The sequence below is a fragment of the Dyella sp. C11 genome, from assembly GCF_003121485.1.
In the GTDB taxonomy this organism is placed as follows: domain Bacteria; phylum Pseudomonadota; class Gammaproteobacteria; order Xanthomonadales; family Rhodanobacteraceae; genus Dyella.
This window is the reverse complement of sequence record NZ_QAVX01000003.1, coordinates 42,272-56,543: the sequence shown is the minus strand read 5'-3', so window position 1 is coordinate 56,543 and position 14,272 is coordinate 42,272. Positions and strand designations below refer to the sequence as shown.

At 65.3% G+C, this 14,272-nt stretch carries 13 protein-coding genes; 7 read left to right on the top strand and 6 right to left on the bottom strand.

Features of this window, described 5'->3' with window-relative positions; translation table 11 throughout:
• Positions 1–100 precede the first annotated feature (100 nt).
• Both rsmB and DK366_RS04460 read left to right on the top strand, forming a co-directional pair.
• On the top strand, positions 101–1,396 hold the full coding sequence (gene rsmB / locus DK366_RS04465; protein WP_109124339.1) for a 16S rRNA (cytosine(967)-C(5))-methyltransferase RsmB: 1,296 nt from the start codon (positions 101–103) through the stop codon (positions 1,394–1,396).
• Between the two features lie 105 nt (positions 1,397–1,501).
• Positions 1,502–3,232, top strand: coding sequence for a glycosyltransferase family 39 protein (locus DK366_RS04460; RefSeq protein WP_109124338.1), 1,731 nt, complete (start codon positions 1,502–1,504; stop codon positions 3,230–3,232).
• Between the two features lie 96 nt (positions 3,233–3,328).
• Here DK366_RS04460 and DK366_RS04455 read toward each other — a convergent pair whose 3' ends face one another.
• The 5 genes from DK366_RS04455 to DK366_RS04435 are packed head-to-tail and all read right to left on the bottom strand — an operon-like array spanning position 3,329 to position 8,396.
• On the bottom strand, positions 3,329–4,444 hold the full coding sequence (locus tag DK366_RS04455) for a glycosyltransferase family 4 protein (protein ID WP_109124337.1): 1,116 nt from the start codon (positions 4,442–4,444) through the stop codon (positions 3,329–3,331).
• On the bottom strand, positions 4,441–5,301 hold the full coding sequence (locus DK366_RS04450) for a glycosyltransferase family 2 protein (protein ID WP_109124336.1): 861 nt from the start codon (positions 5,299–5,301) through the stop codon (positions 4,441–4,443). Before DK366_RS04450 ends, DK366_RS04455 begins: the two co-directional genes overlap by 4 nt.
• A complete protein-coding gene (locus DK366_RS04445; RefSeq protein WP_109124335.1) occupies positions 5,298–6,233 on the bottom strand; it encodes a glycosyltransferase family A protein in 936 nt (311 codons plus the stop codon). The genes DK366_RS04450 and DK366_RS04445 overlap by 4 nt, the downstream gene beginning before the upstream one ends.
• Positions 6,230–7,180, bottom strand: coding sequence for a UDP-glucuronic acid decarboxylase family protein (locus DK366_RS04440; protein WP_109124334.1), 951 nt, complete (start codon positions 7,178–7,180; stop codon positions 6,230–6,232). Before DK366_RS04440 ends, DK366_RS04445 begins: the two co-directional genes overlap by 4 nt.
• A 40-nt stretch (positions 7,181–7,220) precedes the next feature.
• Entirely contained in the window at positions 7,221–8,396 is a 1,176-nt protein-coding gene (locus DK366_RS04435; RefSeq protein WP_198651419.1) for an O-antigen ligase family protein, read from the bottom strand.
• 231 nt (positions 8,397–8,627) lie between these two features.
• Between DK366_RS04435 and DK366_RS04430 the strand changes: the two genes are divergently transcribed.
• The 4 genes from DK366_RS04430 (at position 8,628) to DK366_RS04415 (ending at position 12,599) form a co-directional block, all read left to right on the top strand.
• On the top strand, positions 8,628–9,443 hold the full coding sequence (locus DK366_RS04430; protein ID WP_109124332.1) for a glycosyltransferase family 2 protein: 816 nt from the start codon (positions 8,628–8,630) through the stop codon (positions 9,441–9,443).
• Positions 9,440–10,486: a CDP-glycerol glycerophosphotransferase family protein gene (locus tag DK366_RS04425; RefSeq protein ID WP_109124331.1), complete on the top strand. Its 1,047-nt coding sequence runs from the start codon at positions 9,440–9,442 to the stop codon at positions 10,484–10,486. The genes DK366_RS04430 and DK366_RS04425 overlap by 4 nt, the downstream gene beginning before the upstream one ends.
• A gap of 86 nt (positions 10,487–10,572) precedes the next feature.
• On the top strand, positions 10,573–12,279 hold the full coding sequence (locus DK366_RS04420; protein WP_109124330.1) for a glycosyltransferase family 39 protein: 1,707 nt from the start codon (positions 10,573–10,575) through the stop codon (positions 12,277–12,279).
• Complete coding sequence (locus DK366_RS04415) at positions 12,276–12,599, top strand: tetratricopeptide repeat protein (RefSeq protein WP_109124329.1); 324 nt, start codon at positions 12,276–12,278, stop codon at positions 12,597–12,599. The genes DK366_RS04420 and DK366_RS04415 overlap by 4 nt, the downstream gene beginning before the upstream one ends.
• A gap of 107 nt (positions 12,600–12,706) precedes the next feature.
• Here the strand turns inward: DK366_RS04415 and DK366_RS04410 are convergent, their stop codons facing one another.
• Positions 12,707–13,588, bottom strand: coding sequence for a lipid A biosynthesis acyltransferase (locus DK366_RS04410; RefSeq protein ID WP_109124328.1), 882 nt, complete (start codon positions 13,586–13,588; stop codon positions 12,707–12,709).
• 139 nt (positions 13,589–13,727) lie between these two features.
• On the opposite strand from DK366_RS04410, the gene dtd reads away from it, so the two are divergent.
• A complete protein-coding gene (dtd, locus tag DK366_RS04405) occupies positions 13,728–14,168 on the top strand; it encodes a D-aminoacyl-tRNA deacylase (protein WP_109124327.1) in 441 nt (146 codons plus the stop codon).
• Positions 14,169–14,272: the final 104 nt, after the last annotated feature.

Below are 14,272 nucleotides of genomic sequence, written 5' to 3'. Positions count from 1 at the left end.
AGAATCAAACGTGGCGGCCACCGGATTCCGCCCTGCGCCGGATTGACGGGCAAAGCATCGTTTACCTCCACTTCTCATATAACTCCATACATTCTCCTCCATGACCGACACCCGCGCCCTTGCCGCCCAAGCCCTTGCCGACATTGCGTTGCGCGGCACGTCACTGCGCGACGCCATGGAACGCCACGCACACAAGCTGGCCGATGGCCGTGATCGCGCACTGTTGATGGCCCTGCTCAGTGACGGCGCGCGCTGGTGGTTGCGCTTCGATCCGGTGCTCGATCGCCTGATGGAAAAATCGCTGCGCCAGAAGGAGCCGGCGATCCATGCGCTGCTCGTGCTGGGCCTGGTGCAGCTGCAGATCCTTCAGCTCCCCGAATACGCCGCCGTGGCTGCCACCGTGCAGGCCACGCGAGCCCTGCAGCGCCCGCGCATGGCAGGACTGGTCAATGCCGTGCTGCGACGCTGGCTGCGCGAGCGCGACGATCTGCTGGCCGCACTCGATGCGAAGCCGCAGACACGGCACGCGCACCCGGCGTGGCTGGCCAGGACGCTGGCACGCGACTGGCCCGAGCAGGCTGATGCCGTGATGGCGGCCGACAATGTCGAGCCGCCGCTGATGCTGCGCGTCAATCGTCGCCGCGCCACACGCGAATCGTTGATCGAGCGTTTGCGTACGGACGGCTATACGGCTGAAGCGCATGCGTGGTTGGAAGATGGCATCGTGCTGCCGCACAGCACCGACGTGACGCGACTGCCGGGTTTCGCCGCCGGCGAATTCGCGGTACAGGACGGTGCCGCCCAGATCGCGGCCGATCTGGCCGACCTGCGCGACGGCCAACGCGTGCTCGACGCCTGTGCCGCTCCCGGCGGCAAGGCGTGCCATGTGCTGGAACGTGCCGACGTTGCATTGTCGGCGCTCGAATTCGACGCCCGGCGCGCGCAGCGCATCACGCAGAACCTGGATCGACTCGGACTGCAGGCCCACCTGATCATTGGCGACGCCGGCCAGCCCGGCGACTGGTGGGACGGCAAGGCTTACGACCGCATCCTGATCGACGCTCCCTGCTCGGCTACCGGCGTGCTGCGCCGTCGACCGGACGTGCGACTGCATCGCCGCGAAAGCGACATCGCCGCGCTTGCCGTGCAGCAGCAGCGCATACTGGCGGCGCTGTGGCCGTTGCTGGCCCAGGGCGGACGCCTCCTCTACATCACCTGCTCGATGCTTCGCGCTGAAAACGACGTCATCGTCGCCGAGTGGCTCAAGACGCAGCCCGACGCCCGCGCCGTGGACCTGCAGCTGCCGGTGGGCCAGGCCGCTGCCGTGGGTTGGCAGATCCTTCCCGGCGATGGCGATCTGGACGGCATGTACTATGCCGTTCTCGAGAAAGCCTGAAGCCGCCCGTGGGCGCGACTGGAACGCGCCTAAGCCAGGGACAAGGCGACGCCATTAAGCTATGAGGCTGGCGATGCGATCTCGCCGCCGCTCCGGAACCTACGCATGTCTGTTTTCCCAGAAGCCACGTCCCTCGAACGCCGCCGATTCTGGCTGCTGATGCTGATCGCCTTCATCGTGATCGGCGCCGGCATGGGCCTGCGCGATCCGTGGCCCTCGGACGAGCCGCGCTTCGCGCTGGCCGCCAAGCAGATGGTGGAAAGCGGCGACTGGCTGTTCCCGCATCGCGGCAGCGAACTGTATTCGGACAAGCCGCCGATGCTGTTCTGGCTGGAAGCGGCCAGTTACACGGTGCTGCGCAGCTGGCGCTTCGCGTTTCTGTTGCCTTCGTTGCTCGCGGCACTCGGGTGCCTGGCTTTGGTCTATGACCTGGGCCGACGCCTGTGGAGTCGCCAGGTCGGCATCTACGCGGCCTCGGCGCTGCTGATCACCTTCCAGTTCGTCTACCAGACCAAGCGAGCGCAGATCGATCCGTTGGTGATGTTCTACATCACGGCGGCGAACTGGGGCCTGCTCGTGCACATGCTCAAGGGACCGAACTGGCGGGCATTCTGGTTCGGCTGCTTCTGCGCCGGCCTTGGCGTGATCACCAAGGGCGTCGGCGTGCTGGCACTCTTCATGTTCGTGCCATACCTGGTCGCCGCGTTCGGCCAGTGGCATGGCGTGTCGCGCATGGGCGAGGGCGCGTGGTGGCGCTGGGCGCTTGGCATCGTCGCGTTGATGCTGGCCATGGCGCTGTGGCTGGTGCCGATGCTGCTGGGCGCGAAGGCGCATGCCGGCGACCCAACGTACGCCGCTTACGTCAACGACATCCTGTTCCACCAGACGGCAGGCCGTTACAGCAAGTCGTGGGATCATCACCACAACGCGCTCTACTACGTGCCCATCGTGCTGTTCACGTGGCTGCCCTTGTCGCTTACGTATCCCGGCACGCTGCCACGCTGGTGGCAGGCGCTGAAGGCCAAGGACGCTCGCATCCTGCTGCCGCTGGGCTGGATCGTGCTGCTGCTGGTGTTCTTCTCCATCCCCAAGGGCAAGCGCGACGTGTACATCATGCCGGCGCTGCCCATGCTGGCACTCGTCAGCGGTCCGTATCTGGAAGAACTGCTGCGGAAGCGCTGGCTGCGCGTAGCTGGCCTGGTGTTCATCGGCATCATGGGTGCGGCGATGCTTGGCGTGGGCGCCGCTGCACTGGTCGCGCACCCGAAGTTCGCTGCCGAATTCGCCACCGCCCGCGGCTTCGACGATGGCGGCCATGCGCTGTGGTGGATGTTCGTCACCATCGGCGCCATCCAGCTGCTGCTGATTGCCGCGCTGCGCATGCGCCGGGCCGTGGCGGCTGTTGCCGGTGGCCTGGCGGCGATGTGGCTGGTGTGGAGCCTTTGGGCGTATCCCATCCTCAACGATTCCAGCTCGGCCGCGGGCCTGATGCAGGACGTGCGCGAACGCCTGCCGGCGGGAGACGAGATCGGTTTTGTGGCGTGGAAAGAACAGAACCTGCTGATGTTCAACCATCCTGCGACGGACTTCGGCTTCACGCGCCCGTGGCACGAGCAATACGGCGCTGCAGTGAAATGGCAGGCCGAAGATCCTGCTCATCGCTGGTTGTTCGCCCTCGATGGCGTGATGGCCAACTGCGTGGATCGCAGCAAGGCGGTGAGCCTTGGCCATGCGAACCGACGCGAGTGGTGGATGTTCAAGGCCGACGCGGTGGTGCCGGGGTGCCTGCCGAGCGAGGACGTGGATCGCGTGTCGGCAGCGTCGCTGGAAGAGTGAGCTCGACGCGATGAGGGCGCGAGGTTGATCCCTCGCTGGCGTAAAGACCGCATGCCCCGACCCTCTCCCTGAAAGCGGGAGAGGGGGAAAGCGATGTCACCGCGACTGCAACAGCCGTGTGTACGCGGCTTCCGTGCGCTCCACGAACAACGGCAAGCCAAACTCGTGCTCTGCGTGCTCGTGTGCGGCGACGCCCATCGCGGGCAGTGAATGGCGCTGCCGGACCAGCCGCTCCACCGCGGCAGCGATGGCCTGGCGATCACGCACAGGGACCAGCCAGCCATCCCTGCCTTCGTGGATGTTCTCGGGAAGTCCCGCATAGCGCGTGAGCAATACCGGCTTGCCCATCGCCATCATTTCGCGGCAGGCAAAGGAAATCGTCTCGACGTCGTACGAAAGCACGAAACCCGCATCGAGCGACGCGACCATGCCCCGTGCATCGGTCAATACGCCAGGGAAGACCACCTGTTCCGACAGTCCCAGTGCAGCGACACGCTCCAACTCGGCTGTTTCGGGTGGAACGCCGGCGACGATCACGCGCACCTGTTTGCGCACATCCTCGGAAAGCAGGCCAAGCGCCTGGACCAGATCCATCCAGCCCTTGTAGCTCGCGGTACCGGCATTGCTTCCCAGCAGGAATACGCTGCTGTTGCCGCCATCCCAGCGCACCCGCTCTGCCTGGACATCGCTTGTCGACCACGGAGACCAGCGCTCGATATCGACGCCGTTGTAAACCGTCTCCATGCGGCAACGACGATACGCGGTATGCAGCAGCTCGCGTCGCGTGTACTCGCACACCGCGATGACGAGATCGGTGCGGCGCGCCCGCAAGGCATTGCCGATGCCACGCACCGGCTTGGAGTTGTGCTTAGTCCAGACCAACGCCGGACGCTTCGACGGCATGGCCGCCAGCACGAGGCGATGATCCGCCGAGCCATTTACGTGGACCAGATCGAACTGCTGCTCGCGCAAATACGCGGCCAATTGAGCCCGCGCGCGGCGCCGTGCCTTCCAGCGATTGAGGCCGTTGGGAAACGGCTGATCCACCACGAACACACCGGGAAGCGCACGAGCCTCGCGATTGAGGCGACTGCCAGGCGGTGCGGCGACATGCACTTCGTGCCGGGCCGCCAGCGCAGCCGCCAGCTCGCGAATGTAGGTGGTGTGGCCACCCCCGTCACCGCCGTGGAAGTTCGTGTAGAGCAGCTTCATGCCACGCCATCCGGCGCTTCAAGCAGATCGGCATGCTGGCTGATGCCTCGCTCGCACCAGGTAATGCGCTGCGTACGCGTGGCATGGAACAGGCGGTTGTTGGGCAGATCCATGTCGTCCACGTCCGGCGGAGAACGCGAGTTGTGCCAGAGGTGCACGGCAAGCGCGGCCCACTTGAGCGGGCGACGCTTCAGGCCGGCATTTTCCAGCCGCGCTGCAAGCTCGCGATCTTCAGCACCGTAGCCTTCCATGCGCTCATCGAAACCGTTGACCTTCAACAGGTCGTCGCGCCAGAAGCTCATGTTGCAGCTCATCACGCGGCCACCGTTGCGCGAACGCGATTTCCAGCGCGCCAAGGCGGGAGCACGAAAGGCATAGAGTCGCTTGGTGCCGTCGAATTCGTCGAAATTCGCGGTAGACCACGGGGCAAAAACCGGCGCCTTGCCATCAAGCAGCCGCAGCGATTCCTCGGGTGTCGCCTTGATGCGGCCGCCCTGGAGGAAATAGCCACGCTCGGCGAGCATCAGGTGATCGGCGATGAAGTGCGGATGCACCAGCATGTCGCCATCGAGCAGGATCACGTAGTCACCGCGGCTTGCGGCGATGCCGCGATTGCGTGCGCGCGCCGCGCGAAAGCCGTGGTCTTCCTGCCAAAGGTGACGCAACGGCACAGGGAACGTCGGCGCCATGCGACGGATGAGCGCGGCCGTTTCTTCCGTGGAACCGTCGTCCGCCACGATGACTTCGTAGGGAAGCTGCGCCTGCTTCGCCAGGCCTTCGAGCATGCGCTCAAGTGCATGCGGCCAGTTGTAGGTCAACAGGACCACGCTGACCTTGAGGTCGGCGCTCGCGTTCATGCGGCAGGGCCTGCCTTGCGTCGCTGCCTGCGCCCATGCCCGAGAATGGAAACCGCGCGCTCGATGCGCTTGAGCAGGCCAGCGGTACCGCGGCGCAGGGCAATGCCCGCATAGCGACGCGCCTCGTCCATGCTCGGCTCGGGCTTGCTGCGAAACTCGAACTTCGCCAGATCCAGCGTATGGACGTCCATATGCATGCGCTCGGCGTAGTGGTTGATCAATACGCGCGAGCGGAACAGGTTGGCGAACTGGTTTTCGCGCTCACGCGCATGCCACCAGCCGTTCGCGCCATGCACTCGGTACTGCACCATGCCGGTCGGCAGATAGTACTTGCGCGCGCCGAGCACACTGGTGCCGAACACCAGGCAGTTGTCGGCCGAGATGCGCCAGGTGGTGAGAAATTCGTGCGGCAGATCGAGCGCACGCTGCGCCCAGAGTCGGCGCATCGACAACGCGGAGGTGGCTGCGCCGTACCAGTACGCGGTAACCCAGGTGCTGATGGCGGTGAAACCCAGGTCAACGGCGCGATCGGCGTAACCGACGATACCCTGCTCGTTGCCGAACAGGTTGACGTCGGTGAAGACGAAATCGATGTCGCGGCGACTGTCGTAGACCTCGCCGATGCGCGCGAGATAATCCTTGTCCCATCGATCGTCGGCATCGAGGAAGCACACGATGTCGCCGGTGACGCCTTCCATGCCCTTGACGAATGCCGAGAGCTGGCCGCCATTGGTGACGCATCGCAGCGTCACGCGCGGATCGTTGCCATAGTGCTCGGCCAGCCACGCGGCGGAACCGTCCGTGGAACCGTCATCCATCACGATGATCTGCGCGGCGGCGCGCGTTTGCGCCAGCACGCTGTCGATCGCTTCGCCGACGTAGTCGCGGTAGTTGTAGTTGGTAATGACGACGCTGAAGGTCACCGCCTTCATGCCGCAGCCTCACCCTTCAATGTCTTGCGGAAGTAGGCGATGGTTTCGCGCAGGCCGTCGTCCAGGCTCACGCGCGGCTCCCAGCCGAGCTTGTCCTTGGCCAGCGAGATGTCCGGCTGGCGCTGGCGCGGGTCGTCCGACGGCAGCGGACGGAACACCAGCTTCGACTTGCCGCCGACCAGTTGCAGCACGCGCTCGGCCAGCTGCAGCATGGTGTGTTCCACCGGGTTGCCGATGTTCACCGGGCCGACGAAACCGGCCTCGCTGTTCATCATGCGGGTGATCACTTCAATGAGATCGTCCACGTAGCAGAAGCTGCGCGTCTGGCTGCCATCGCCGTAGATGGTGATGTCTTCGCCGCGCAACGCCTGCACGATGAAGTTGCTCACCACGCGCCCGTCGTTGGGGTGCATGCGCGGGCCGTAGGTGTTGAAGATGCGCACCACCTTGATGTCCAGGTTGTGCTGGCGGTGGTAGTCGAAGAACAGCGTTTCGGCGCAGCGCTTGCCTTCGTCGTAGCAGCTGCGGAAGCCGATGGGATTCACGCGACCCCAGTAGTCCTCGCGCTGCGGATGCACCTCGGGGTCGCCGTACACCTCGCTGGTCGACGCCTGCAGAATGCGCGCGCGCGTGCGCTTGGCCAGGCCCAGCATGTTGATGGCGCCATGCACGCTGGTCTTGGTGGTTTGCACCGGGTCGTGCTGGTAGTGCACCGGCGAAGCGGGGCAGGCGAAGTTGAAGATGCGGTCCACTTCCACGTACAGCGGGAAGGTGACGTCGTGCCGCATCAGCTCGAAGTACGGGTGGTTGAGCAGGTGGGCGATGTTCTGCTTGCTGCCGGTAAAGAAGTTGTCCACGCACAACACGTCGTGGCCATCCTTGAGCAGCCTGTCGCAAAGGTGCGAGCCAAGAAAACCCGCGCCACCCGTTACCAGCACCTTGTTCATCGATAACCCCGATCCCCAAACGCGTCGGGGTACTTTAATTTCAATGGAGAGAATTTGCCGACTTCAGCCGGTCGCTGCAGGTCATGCCAAGCACCAGCGCCATGGGCAGCCAGATCAGCAGCCAGGCGGGGCGGGGACTGTCGAGCATCTGCGGCATGTCGAACTGCAGCACGATGGAGGCATACACCCAGATCGCCAGCACCACGCGCCCCTGCAGGCTCCGGCGATGCCGCCAGCCCTGCCAGGCAATCATCAACCACAGTGCCACGGTCAGCAGCAGGCCGGGCAGGCCCAGCTCCACGGTGACCTGGGTGAGCAGGTTGTGCGTGTGCGTGTAGGCGGCACCGTTGACCATCAGGGTGATGGGTGCGCCCTGTCCCAAGCCGCGAAACGGGTGCTGGGCGATCAGATGCAGCGCCTGGGTGAAAAGCTCCGGACGCAGCGACGTGCCGCGCTCGGTCAGCAGCGCCGTTGGCCGCAACAGCATGGCCGCGGCCAGCAACGCCAGGACCACCGCCAGCCAGCGATGCGCGCGGCCGGGCTGCCACAACGGCATGGCCACGATGGTGACGGCCAGCGCCAGCCAGACGCCACGCGTATGGGTGAGGCCAACGAACAGGAGCAGGGCGGCGATGCCCACGTATCGAGCAACGGACCAACGGCGATCCGCAAGCTCCAGCTGGCTCAGCCAAAGCGCCACCACGCCCATCAGCGCCGCCGCGTAATTGGCCGTGGCAATGGTGCCCTGGCCAATGATGCGGCCGTCATCCATCGGCACGAAGATGAAGCTGATGCAGTAATAGGCCGCACATGCGGCCACCGCCAGGCCGGCTCCCAGCAACAGCTGGCTTATGCGCCTGGCATCATCCTCGGCATACGCGTGCCAGCCCACCACGAAGATCAGCACACTGGCGAGGCGACCCACTTCGCTGGATGGATGGGCGCCCTGTGTCCAGGCCAGCGACAGCAGCGCCCACGCCAGCAACACGAGGAAAACGCGAAACAGCGGCTGCGGCCAGAGCTCCCGCCATGCGCGGGCGCCAAAAGAGAATGAAACGAACAGGGCGGGGAGATAGAGCAGAACCACCAGACTCGTCTGGTACGCCCTGCCAGGGTTGAACGACACACCGGCCGGCATGATCACCATGCCGAGAATCAGCCACGCGAGACCCACGCCAAGAAGGCTGTGACCGATGCTCAGGCTCTTCGGTAGCACATCGGATTTCAATGGGGTCGCCCTGCTTCTCATACTGCCTGCTTGCGTAATCGTCACTGCCTCCCGGTCAAGCCCGGGAATCGCATAGTCTCGGGCCTGACGTACCCAATGTCAGCCAAATAGTGCACGGCTCCAGCTGAAACTGAGCCGACCATCACCCCTGCATCCAACGCAGGGCCATGGCGGCCAGAGGACAAGAGGCTACGGGCGAATGCGGCTAGAATTCACCTCATGCCTACTTTCCCCCTCACCCTCGTCGTCATGACCTACAACGAGGCGAAACATATTGCGCGCTGCCTGGATAGCGTGCCCTTCGCCGGTGAAAAGCTGGTGATCGACAGCGGAAGTACGGATGACACGGTGGCCGTGGCCCAGGCGCATGGGGCACGGGTGGTGCACCAGGACTGGCTCGGGTTCGGGCCGCAGCGAAATTTTGCCACCACGCAGTGCAGCAACGCGTGGATCCTGGCGCTGGACGCGGACGAGTATCTCTCGCCCGAACTGGCGGCCGAGCTTGAGCAGCGGCTTCCGCAGCTGATGGCCAGCGATATCCGCGCGGCCTTCCTGCGTCGCGCCACCATTTTCATGGGCGCGCGCATGCGCTGGTACCTGCCGTCCATGGGCGAGAAGATGGCACGCCTCTATCACCGCGACCGGGCGCGCTGGACGGATGCCCGCGTGCACGAATCGCTGACCTTCGACGGTCCGTCGGTGACGCTCAAGGCAGCCTTCAACCATGAGAACAACCCCAGCCTTCCCGAGAAGCAGATCAAGGTGTTGCGCTACGCGGAACTCAAGTGCCGGGACTGGCTGGAAAAGAACAAGCCGGTGCGCATGTGGCAGACGCCGTTCGTGTACCTGCTGGCCTTCATCAAGGACTATTTCTTCCGCCTGGCCTTCCTTGATGGCTGGCGCGGCTACGTGATCGCGCAAACGGCAGCGTCCTATGCGGCCTACAAGCGCATGCGCTACTACGAGATGCGCCGCAACCCCGCGTCACTGCCCAGCGCAGCCGACGCCCTGATCCGCCACGGCATCGACCGATGAAGCAACCCGATTCCAAGCAGCATTACCTTCTCTATGGCTCCGAGCGCTACGCGCTGGCCATCCTGCGCCCCGTGCAGGAAGCCATTCGCGCACGCGGCGACGAAGCCGCCTGGTTTTTCGACGGTCCCGGCGCCGAAGACCTGGAAGAGGGCGAGCGCCTGCTGACGGTGGACGAAGTGCGTGCATGGAAGCCGCGCGCGGTCATTACCTCCAGCAACGCCGTGCCGCACTTCTTCCCCGGCGTGAAGGTGGAAACCTTCCACGGTTTCGATGCCGGCAAGCCGCGCCACATCTATATCCGCGGCTTTTTCGACCTGTACTGCACCACCGGCCCGCGCGACACCGCGCAGTTCAAGGCCATTGCCGACCGGGTGGGTCATTTCGCCGTGGTGGAGACGGGCTTTCCCAAGCTCGACCCCTTCATGAAGGAAATCACCGGCCCGATCCCGCCGGTGCGCCAGCCGCCCGTGATCCTCTATCACTCCACCTTCTCGCCCTCGTGGAGCGCGGCGGAGACCCTGTACGAAGAAGTGAAGCGGCTTTCCCGCGACGGCCGCTGGCGGTGGATCGTCACCTTCCACCCCAAGATGGACCCGGCCACCACGGCCAAGTACAAGGCGCTGCAGAACGAATACCTGACGTTTGCCGAGAACGACAACATCCTCGAACTGTTCCCACAGGTGGACATGATGTGTTCGGACACCTCGTCCGCGCTCAACGAGTTCCTGCTGACCGGCAAGCCGGTGGTGACATTCAAGAACCGCCGCCCCGGGCCGCAGCTGATCGACATTGATGACGCCTCGCAGTTCGAGCCGGCCATCGAGCGCGCGCTGTCGCGCCCGCCGGAGCTGATGCAGGCCATTGCCGACTATGGCGACGCCATCCATCCTTATCGGGACGGCCACTCGAGTGAGCGCATCCTGAAGGCCATCGACGGGTTCATTGCCGCCGGCGGGCGCAATCGTCGCCGTAAGCCTTGGAATCTGTGGCGAAAATTGAAGATTCGCCGCCGCATCGGCTATTGGGGCCCGGCCGGCTACTGAACCCGCGCCGCCCTTGTGAACCCCGGGCCAGCACCATGCTGGCTTGGCGGCTAGAATTCGTCTCAAATCCATCAAGAAGACTGCCCGTGGCATCCAGCAGCTATAGCCGCTCCGAACACCTGCGCTCCCTTTGGCCCTGGCTTCCGCTGTGGGCGCTGGCCGCGTTGCTGGCGATCTTCTCGCACGGTCCGATGCCGCTGTACTCCACGCGCACCCTGGCGGTGGCGTGGGAAATGTGGAACCACGGTCACTGGCTGGTGCCGCACATCAACGGCGCGCCATACAGCGAAAAGGTGCCGCTGCTGTTCTGGATGATCCATGCCGGCTGGCTGGTGACGGGCGTCAACGACATCTGGCCGCGCATCCTCGAGGTGATCTTCGGCGGCACGCAGCTGGTGCTGGTGTCGCTGTTGGCGCAGCGCCTGTTCCCGAACCGCCCGTGGGTGGCCAAGGGCGCGCCGTGGATTTTGCTGGCGCTGGGTTATGCGTTCCTGTTCGGCCTGCAAATCATGTACGAGGTGCTGCTGGCCGTCTGGGTGCTGGCAGCGCTGCTTGCGCTGACGCCCAAGCCGCAGCGGGCCGAACCGCGCTGGGTGCTGTTCGGGCTGGCCGTGGGCGCGGGCCTGCTGACCAAGGGCCCGGTGATGTTCCTGCACGTGGCCTTCCCGTTCCTGCTCGGCCCGCTGTGGAACGACTGGGCGCGTGACAACCGCGTGCGCTGGTACAGCCGCGGCGTGCTTGCGCTGCTGCTGGGCGGCGCGATGTTGCTGGCCTGGGCGCTGCCGGCCGGTTTCAGCGGTGGCGAAGCCTATCGCCAGCGCCTGTTCTTCACGCAGACCGCCGGTCGCGTGGTGAACGCGTTCGACCACGCCCGCCCGTTCTGGTGGTACGTGCCGATGATTCCGGCGCTGCTGTTCCCCTTCAGCGGTTGGCCTCGCGCCTGGGCAGCACTCCTTACCCTGCGTCGCCCGCTCGACAGCGGCCTGCGCTTCGCGCTGTGCTGGCTGGTGCCGGTGATGGTGGTGTTCTCCTGCATCAGCGGCAAGCAGCTGTATTACCCGCTGCCGGAATTTGCCGGTGCCGCGCTGCTGATCGCCGGAGCCGTCGCCGCATTCCGCGAACAGCGACCGGCACTGGCGACCAACCCGTGGCTGGGCACCTGGCCGCTGGGCGTGGGCGGCATCCTGTTCGGCATCTTCCTGTTCGTGTTGCCCGTGCTGGTGGCGCATAACGACCTGCACGGCGAGTGGTTCGACAGCACGCAGCGCTACAGCCGCTTCTTCAGCGTGGTGTTCGTGCTGCTCGGCATCCTGCTGCTGTTGCGCGGACGTGGCGAGATGCGTCGCCTGGCCTTCGCCGGATTGGTGGGCACGCTGGCGCTCAATACGCTGTTCACGCTCACCATGTGGCAGAACTTCGACCTGCGCCCGGCATCGCAACTGCTTGGGGCGGCGGATGCAGACCACCGCAGCATCGGCATCCTGGGCAACTACGAAGGGCAGTTCCATTTCGCCGGGCGCCTGACCCAATCCATCGAACGCCTGTACGAAGGCAAGTCGCTGCAGGCGTTTGCCCAGGAACATCCCGATGGCGTCGTCATCGAGCATCCAGAAAAGCTCACCAACGAATCGCTGCGCTACGCCTTGCTGGTGCAGCCGTTCCGTTCGGGCTGGGTCGTGATCTGGCCGGCCAAGTCGCTGGCCGACCTGCGCGAAGGCCGCGTGCCCGCCGAGCCGCCACACCCCACCCGGGTCTACCAGGTGGACGAGTGGCGCTTCCGCGCCCTGCAATGAACGACGCGCTGATCGCCAACCTGCGTGCGCAGTGCGGTGGTCCGCGCGATGGCGCGCTGCTGCGCTTTTCGCTGGGTAACGCACTGCTCTCGGCAGGCGATGCTGCGGGGGCCATGCCGGAGTTGAAGCGGGCGGTCGCGTTCGACGCGAGCTACTCCGCCGCCTGGAAGTTGCTCGGCAAGGCATGCCTTGCCGTCGGCGACACCGAAGGCGCCGTCGATGCCTGGCAACACGGCATCACCGCGGCGCAAGCACGCGGCGACAAGCAGGCGGAAAAGGAAATGACGGTGTTTCTGCGCAGGCTGGAAAAGCAGGCCTGAGCACCCGGCGATCATTTGTGGGAGCGCACCCTGTGCGCGACAAACCTACGAAGCGGTAACAACCCTGCGCCTGTCGCGCACAGGGTGCGCTCCCACACGAGCTTCACTCAGTCGTACGGGCTCTTCCAGGTATCGGCCGAAAACCGCTTGTACTGCCACTGGTACTGCGTGAATGCGAGTTCGACGCAATTCTCCACGCCCTGGTTGAGCGCCCGGCAAGCCACCGCCAGATCCGCATCCGCCAACCCTTCCGGGGCCGGCAGGAAGTGGATGCGGTAACCGTCGCCCTTGGGCAGGCGCTCGGCAAACGCGAACAGCACGGTCGAGCCGGTGCGAGCCGCCAGGCGCGGCAGCAACACCATGGTCAGCGCGTCATGACCAAAGAACGTGGACACCTCGCCTTCGCCGGCGCGCGGCTTCTGGTCGGGCAGGATGCCGACCGTGCCGCCGCCGGCCAGCCGCTTGTACAGCGTGCGCACACCCGCGCCTTCGGCGCGCACCTGCTCCGGCGCCAGGGCGCCGCGCACCTTGCGCAGCAGGCCTTCGATAGCGGCGATGCGTGGCGGGCGATACAGGATGGCCATCGGCGTCTTGCGGCACAGCCAGTAGTTGAGCAACTCCCAGCAGCCCAGATGCGGCGCGGCGATGATCACGCCCTTGCCCGCCGCCAGCGCGGCGTCGAACAGCGCTTCGCCGCGCACCTCGCGCACCATGTCCAGCGCGCGCTCGGCGTCCGTGCCCCAGATCTTGGCGATCTCGGTCGCGGAACGGCCGCTGTCTTCCATCACGTCGCGCAGCAACGTCGCCTGGGCCTTGTCGTCCAGGCCAGGTCGGGCAATGCGCAAGTTCACGGCGGTGTTCTGTGCCGTGCGCGTGTTGAGTGCCAGCGACAGGCGACCGATGGCCGCGCCGACGGCGTGCAGCGCGCGCAGCGGCAGCTTTCCGACCAGGCGCAGGAAGACGTAGAGAATGAAGATGTCGAATCGCATGAGCCACGCAGTGTAACCGCCCCCGCGACGGGTTCACGGGTCAACGACAGCGCCCCTGCTTACGTTCCTGCCTTCCAACGGCTATCGCCCGCGATGGCCACCCCCTAAGCTTCCGCGGTCCCTGGCCCCGATTCCCTCGATGATCGCCCTGATCCAGCGCGTCCTGTCTGCCCGTGTCGATGTCGAGAACACCACCGTGGGTGCCATTGGCCCCGGCCTGCTGGCGCTCGTGGCCGTGCAGCCGGGCGACGATGAGCCGCGGACCAAGCGCATGCTCGAACGCCTGCTGGGCTACCGCGTATTCGCCGATGAGCAGGGCCGCATGAATCGCTCCCTGGCCGATACCGGCGGCGAGCTGTTGCTGGTCAGCCAGTTCACCCTGGCCGCGGATACCCGCTCGGGCATGCGCCCCAGCTTCACCAGCGCCGCGACGCCGGAAGAGGGCCGTCGCTGGTTCGAACGGCTGGTGGAACTGGCGCGGGCCGCGCACCCCAGGGTGGAAATCGGCCGCTTCGGTGCCCATATGGAAGTACACCTGGTCAACGACGGCCCGGTCACCTTCTGGTTGGAGACTCCATGATCGCCACTTCACCCGGCGCGTCTCGACCGATGTTCCCAAAATCTTCGGAAAACGCCGATCTGGCGCGATTTTTGCGTGTCGGCGATCCGTTTTTTATTCCTTGA

Excerpts from the sequence above, each read along its gene's own strand:
- DK366_RS04460 (WP_109124338.1), top strand. The coding sequence starts at position 1,502 with ATGTCTGTTTTCCCAGAAGCCACGTCCCTCGAACGCCGCCGATTCTGG.
- dtd (WP_109124327.1), top strand. The coding sequence starts at position 13,728 with ATGATCGCCCTGATCCAGCGCGTCCTGTCTGCCCGTGTCGATGTCGAG.
- DK366_RS04430 (WP_109124332.1), top strand. The coding sequence starts at position 8,628 with ATGCCTACTTTCCCCCTCACCCTCGTCGTCATGACCTACAACGAGGCG.
- DK366_RS04445 (WP_109124335.1), bottom strand. The coding sequence starts at position 6,233 with ATGAAGGCGGTGACCTTCAGCGTCGTCATTACCAACTACAACTACCGC.
- DK366_RS04410 (WP_109124328.1), bottom strand. The coding sequence starts at position 13,588 with ATGCGATTCGACATCTTCATTCTCTACGTCTTCCTGCGCCTGGTCGGA.
- DK366_RS04440 (WP_109124334.1), bottom strand. The coding sequence starts at position 7,180 with ATGAACAAGGTGCTGGTAACGGGTGGCGCGGGTTTTCTTGGCTCGCAC.
- DK366_RS04425 (WP_109124331.1), top strand. The coding sequence starts at position 9,440 with ATGAAGCAACCCGATTCCAAGCAGCATTACCTTCTCTATGGCTCCGAG.
- DK366_RS04455 (WP_109124337.1), bottom strand. The coding sequence starts at position 4,444 with ATGAAGCTGCTCTACACGAACTTCCACGGCGGTGACGGGGGTGGCCAC.
- DK366_RS04415 (WP_109124329.1), top strand. The coding sequence starts at position 12,276 with ATGAACGACGCGCTGATCGCCAACCTGCGTGCGCAGTGCGGTGGTCCG.
- rsmB (WP_109124339.1), top strand. The coding sequence starts at position 101 with ATGACCGACACCCGCGCCCTTGCCGCCCAAGCCCTTGCCGACATTGCG.
- DK366_RS04450 (WP_109124336.1), bottom strand. The coding sequence starts at position 5,301 with ATGAACGCGAGCGCCGACCTCAAGGTCAGCGTGGTCCTGTTGACCTAC.